Source organism: Methylobacterium sp. GC_Met_2 (genome assembly GCF_026540795.1).
In the GTDB taxonomy this organism is placed as follows: Bacteria; Pseudomonadota; Alphaproteobacteria; order Rhizobiales; family Beijerinckiaceae; genus Methylobacterium.
In genome coordinates this window covers 1-4,606 of record NZ_JALNUM010000209.1, presented here as the reverse complement: position 1 = coordinate 4,606, position 4,606 = coordinate 1, and the positions used below count along the sequence as shown (strand labels likewise).

The 4,606-nt window shown below is 66.2% G+C and carries 5 protein-coding genes; 4 read left to right on the top strand and 1 reads right to left on the bottom strand.

Annotation, left to right across the window (positions count from 1 at the left end; translation table 11 throughout):
- Nucleotides 1-2,659: hypothetical protein (locus OXS49_RS32640; protein WP_267428662.1), on the top strand; the 2,659-nt coding region annotated here is incomplete at its 5' end.
- Here the strand turns inward: OXS49_RS32640 and OXS49_RS32635 are convergent.
- Nucleotides 2,638-2,874, bottom strand: a complete 237-nt coding sequence (locus tag OXS49_RS32635; RefSeq protein WP_267428661.1) for a hypothetical protein — start codon at nt 2,872-2,874, stop codon at nt 2,638-2,640. The genes OXS49_RS32640 and OXS49_RS32635 overlap by 22 nt on opposite strands.
- 51 nt (nt 2,875-2,925) lie before the next feature.
- On the opposite strand from OXS49_RS32635, the gene OXS49_RS32630 reads away from it, so the two are divergent.
- From OXS49_RS32630 to OXS49_RS32620, 3 genes are all read left to right on the top strand, one after another.
- Nucleotides 2,926-3,816, top strand: coding sequence for a hypothetical protein (locus OXS49_RS32630; RefSeq protein ID WP_267428660.1), 891 nt, complete (start codon nt 2,926-2,928; stop codon nt 3,814-3,816).
- An 18-nt stretch (nt 3,817-3,834) separates the two neighbouring features.
- Nucleotides 3,835-4,302, top strand: a complete 468-nt coding sequence (locus OXS49_RS32625; RefSeq protein WP_267428659.1) for a hypothetical protein — start codon at nt 3,835-3,837, stop codon at nt 4,300-4,302.
- Between the two features lie 9 nt (nt 4,303-4,311).
- A partial coding sequence (locus OXS49_RS32620; RefSeq protein WP_267428658.1) for a hypothetical protein occupies nt 4,312-4,606 on the top strand: 295 nt, incomplete at its 3' end.

Below are 4,606 nucleotides of genomic sequence, written 5' to 3'. Positions count from 1 at the left end.
GATCGACGGCCGTGAGTATCACCTGACCCGCGTGGTGTTCGCGGCGGCCCTGGCGATGAAGGCCGAGGGCATCGAGATCACCGTCACCGCGCTCGCCGCTCGGGGCTGGGAGGCTTTCACGGCCTCGACGGTTCTGGACGACGCGCGATGGTTGCCCGCCGCCGCCCGCGTGAAGGCAGTGGCCCTTCTCGACCGGGTAAAGCGGGGGTTCGTAACCCTCGACCCAAAGCCCGAGGCCGAGGACGATACCGCGGCGCCTACCTACCCCGACCAGCGAGTTTCCGTCGCTGAGGCCGAGACTGCCACCGCTGCCATCATCTCTCAGTTTTTCGAAGGTCATGTGCCGGCCTGGAAGCGCGATCTGTCCGAGTGGAAGATCGAGGCCGAGGAAGCGAAGGAACGGGAGCAGGACGAACCCGCCAAGCCGGATCCGGTTTCATGGGCGGCGCGCATCGAAACGGCGATCGGCAAGACCGCCCAGGCGATCCAGGGCGCCGCCGCCGCTGCCAAGGCCGGGATCAGCATCGTCTACGCCGCTCCGACGCATAACCTGCTTGGGGAACTGGCCGAGCGGTTCGGCGCCCTCGGCGTCGAGGCACGGGTCTATCGCGGCTACACCTCACCTGATCCCGACGCGCCGGACCAGGCCATGTGCCTCGACATTCCGGCGATCGAGGACGCCAAGGCCGCAGTCCAGCGGATCCCCTCGACGGTCTGCGAGAAGCGGATCGACGGCGGCAAGGTGTTCTGCCGGTTTCACGACCGATGCGGGATGGAGCGTCAGCGGCAGGCCAACGCTCCGGTGTGGCTCGTGCCGCATGCCCTGCTGTTCCACGCCCGCCCCGCCGCGATCCCGGCGCCGGACGCGCTCGTGATTGATGAGGGGCTGACCATGGGCGCCCTGCCGGACAAGCCGGCGCGCCTGTCCCTCGACGCGATCAGGCACGCGCCTGTCGAGCCGGGCGAGAAGGCCCCGCTGTTCACCAATGCCGCCAACGACCTCGAACTTGCCCGAGCAAACCTGCTGCGAGCCTTAGACGCTCATCGAGACGATGGCCCTCTGCATCGCGATACCCTTATGCGCAACGACGTGACCGCCTCGCTGGCGGCGGCAGCTTACTCGCTGGAATGGGGGAGGTTGCGCGACCCCGGCATCGTACCCGGCATGGATGCGACAGCGCGCAAGGCGCTCGCCGTGACGGTCGGGCAGCACAACACCGATGTGAAGCTGCTGGCGGGCCTCTGGGAGGAGGTGCGCAAGTTCCTCGCCGGCAGCGCAGAAGCCTCCGGCCGCCTGTCCCTCCGCTACGACCACGAGACCCAGACCCGCATCTTGGAGCGCCGGAGCCTCGATACCGTGCGCGACTCCTGGCTCGCGCCCGCGCTGCTGATCGACGCGACCCTGCCCGAGGCCCCGCTGCTGGAGCCCGTCATGGGCCACCGCGTCGAGGTGAAAGCCGACATCACCGCCCGATGGAGTCCGCACGTGAAGGTTCGTCAGATCCTCGGCGCGCCCGTCACGGCGCGCAAGCTCGGCATCATTGGCAGCGATGGCGAGGAGACCGAAGACGCCCCCGCCGGATCCCCGAAGCGTGTCGTCACCGACCTGCTGCGCCTCATCCGCCTGCGAGCTGCCGTGGTCTGGCCGCGTGTCATCGTCGTGATCGCGCCCATGCGCCTTATCGAGGTGCTGACCGTCGCCGGCCTGCCCCAGAACGTCGAGACCGCTCACTTCGGTGCGGTCGCGGGCATCGATCGTTGGGCGACTGCCGCCGGCCTGATCTGCATCGGCCGCCTACAACCCGGACCTGGTATCACCGAGCCGTTGAGTGGCATCATCACCGGCACGGTGCCGCACGAGATCGAGCCGAACCCGAAGGGTGGCGGGCGCTGGTATCCGCGGGTTCCCGGCGCCGTGCGTCTCGCGTCCGGTCAGGGTGCGCGCGTCGAGCGCGGCCAGCATCCCGACAGCATGGTCGAGGCGCTACGTTGGCAGATCACCGAAGCCGGGCTGATCCAGGCCATCGGTCGCCTGCGTGCCCTGCGCCGCGGCCCCGATGCGCCGGCCTTCCTCGACATCATCAACGACGTGCCGCTGCCGGTCAGCGTGGACGCTGCTTCGCAGTGGGACGACGCCAAGGTCGGCGCTTGGGCCGAGATGGCGGTCGAAGGCGTCCTGCTGGAGAGCGCCGCCGACATCATGGCCTGCTTCCCCGAAGCTGCGCCGACGCGGGACCGCGCTAAGGAGATGGTCCTTCCGACGTTGGGGGTAACGTCTATAAGGGATCTATATATAGACGTTACCCCCAACGTCAGACTGGCCTCGTACAAGCGCCTCGGCCGCTTCGCGCCAGCCCGCGCCGTCCTGCTGCCGAACGCCCCTGCCGACCTGAAATCCTGGCTGTCCGACCGCCTCGGCGCGATCGAGTGGGTGAGGTTCGAAGAGGCCGAGGCGCCGAAGGCCGCCGGTCCGCAGCCCGCGCCCGCCACCCCGCCCCGCTGGCCGCGCTGCGCCGACATCGCCCCCGAGTTGGCCGCCGCCTACCGCCTCGTGGTGGACGTGCCCGCGCAGCCGCCGAAACCGCACGTGCCCGTCATCCCTGAGATCGTGCGCTGGTGGCCGCCTAACTTTGCCGCCTACCGGGAGGCTGCCGAATGATCCGCCCCTGCGATCAGTTCGGTCCGTGGGCTGCCGGCCTTGACCCCGCCGAGCAGCGTGCCCGCCTCCGCGCCATGCGAGCGCTGGCCCGCGTCCACTGCGGCCCGCGTGCCGCCGACCTCGTGCGCCTGCTCGCCCAGGCTGAGACGGACCCAGCCGCCCTCGAACCGGCCTTGGTCGCGCTCGACCGCCTTCCCTCGAACGATCGCCGGCACGTGCTGGCGTCCTACAGCGCCTTGTCCCGAGCAGCCTGAGAGGATCCCGCGATGACTCTAGCTCAGCTTTTCTTTGATGGGCCGCAGATGGGAGAGGATGCCAAAGAGGACATGCTTGTCCGGTGGCGGCGCGCAAAAGATGCGCTCTCTCATGGCTTCGAGATCAACCATTCAGTGCCGGCGCACAAAGCGCTCGCTGATTTCATCGCGGTCGACGCCGCAGCAGCCGCACAACGGTTCGCAATTGATGGTGTTGACTTCGATAGCCTGCAGCAGCTTGGAGTGCAGGTTTTTGACACCGGCATCTCGCCTCGGCTTCCAGCCAATAAGGTCTGGATTGAGGGCCCGATTACGATGACGCACCTCTATGGCGAGGAACGTGGATTGATAGGGGCGCTGCTTTGGCAGGAAGACGGATGGATCGTTGCCGATTATTTCAGCGATGTGTATGGGAGCGGCTATCCGGCGCCTCTGGTATCTGGTCGAGTTTGGCACCACGGCTACAGGGATATAACTGCCCGCTGTGAATGGTTTTGCTTCCAGAACAGCGGTCTACAATGCCAGGATAATGGCCCTAGCCTGTTTCAGGAGCTTTCCATCCTGACAGAGCTGCTGATCGCAGCGCTGAATGCGCCTCGGATCGTGGAACGGCAGGAAATTCGCTGGCAACCGGCGCTTCAAAAGGCCCGGCTTAAGAGAGGGCGCCACCCTCTCCTCAGCTTCAACAAGGTCAAGATTACTCTGCCGAAGACCTCATCCAGCTATGGCAGTACAATGGCTCACGAAGTCGGCAACGGCGTTCGGTATCATGGCGTCCTTGGACATCTGCGCCGGATCGAGAAGCCATACGGGCCCGAACTCACATGGGTTCGGCCGCACTTCCGAGGCGACCCGCGTCTAGGCGTCGTCGTCAAGGAACGTGCCGTCAGGGCAGGTCGATAAGAACCGCAGGAGACCACCATGCTCATCAACGTCGGCAGCAAGCTCATCAACCCCGCTCAGGTGCTCTGGATTGAGCCCGCGCCATCGACCCGAGAGACACCGCGTAGCACCATCCACTTCGTTGGCGGCGAGACCCTGACGGTAAGCGCGGATCTAGACTGGATCGCTAGCCGGCAGACCGCCATCTTCCCGGCCCCTCCTGGCTATCAAGCGGTGCGCGCCACCCCGCCCCGTCAATCAGATGAGGATAGGAGCGTTGATTACGACACTCTCCCAGTGGTCGCCTTCCGGTTTGATGGCGCATCAAATCTGCTGCTCGACCCCATCACCCCCGAGGGAACCTTGGGCGACTACTATGCAGTGATCGGTCCGGATGGCCGTTGTTGGGACGTTGACCGCGAATACGAGAACGTCGAGGCATTCAAGCGTTCCTTCAGTGAGGATTGGGCCAACGATAAAGCCGTCTGGTCTGGTGAAGCCGCCTGAGGAGTTGCCATGCCCCGGGATCCCTTCGACCGCGTGAGCGAACTCATTGAGCGGCACGTCTCAGCCGAGGAGCCGGCACCGCCCGCGATCAACATCGTCTCGGCTCTGTCCGTCCTCGTGGCTGGCGCCAGCCATACCCCTGCGCCGGCCGCACGATCGGCAGCTCGCCGTAGGTTGAAGGATGCCGCCGCATGGTTCGACGGCCGACCCGCCCAAGTCGCTGCTCTGATCGATGACATCGCAGCCATAGACTTCCCGAACCGCGAGCGCCGGAAAGCCGTACTCACGGTCGCGTGGGCTGACC

Excerpts from the sequence above, each read along its gene's own strand:
- OXS49_RS32630 (WP_267428660.1), top strand. The coding sequence starts at position 2,926 with ATGACTCTAGCTCAGCTTTTCTTTGATGGGCCGCAGATGGGAGAGGAT.
- OXS49_RS32625 (WP_267428659.1), top strand. The coding sequence starts at position 3,835 with ATGCTCATCAACGTCGGCAGCAAGCTCATCAACCCCGCTCAGGTGCTC.